Genomic DNA, 782 nt, shown 5'->3' on the forward strand with positions numbered 1-782 from the left:
GTGCTCAGCCTCGCCGGCACGCCGGAGGAACTGGCCAACTATCAGGACACCATCAACACCTTCGACGTCGACTGGCTCAAGGGCATGTCCATCGGCGTCTACGGCCTGCAGCGCGCCACCGTCGGCGAGCTGATGCCGCAGTTGCAGAAGATGTTCGGCCCCGACAGCGGCATGCCCCTGGCCGGCATGGTGCACTTCTTGCCGATCGAGCGGACCAACTCGGTGGTCGCCATCTCCTCGCAGCCGCAGTACCTGAGCGAAGTCGGCGACTGGATCCACACCATCGACGAAGGCGGCGGCAACGAGCCGCAACTCTACGTCTACGACGTGCGCAACATGAAGGCCACCGACCTGGCCAGGTACCTGCGCCAGATCTACGGCAACGGCCAGATCAAGGACGACAGCGCCGCCAAGGTCGCCCCGGGTGTGCGCACCACCAGCCTGTCATCCCTGACCGGCAACAACAGTTCGGGCACCACCGGTGGCATCAGCAGCGGCGGCCTCAACGGCAGCAACGGCCAGGGCCTGAATAACAACACCGGCATGCAAAGCGTCGGCAATGAACAGAACAGCGACGACGACAGCGACCAGGACAGCAGCGCCAGCAGCGATGGCAGTGACACTAGCGACGATGGCAGCGCTGATGCAGCCAACAGCCAAGGCAGCAAAAGCCTCGACCAAAGCACCCGCATCACCGCGCAAAAGAGCAGCAACCAACTGCTGATCCGCACCCGCCCCGCGCAGTGGACCGAGATCGAAGGCGCCATCAAACGCCTCGACAA

General features: G+C 64.1%; 1 protein-coding gene. It reads left to right on the plus strand.

Annotated elements, in window-relative coordinates; all coding sequences use genetic code 11:
- On the plus strand, nt 1-782 hold a 782-nt coding region (locus AC3WJP_RS29105; protein ID WP_493724605.1), incomplete at both ends, for a secretin N-terminal domain-containing protein.

The organism is Pseudomonas sp. GW821-FHT01A09 (assembly GCF_058986725.1).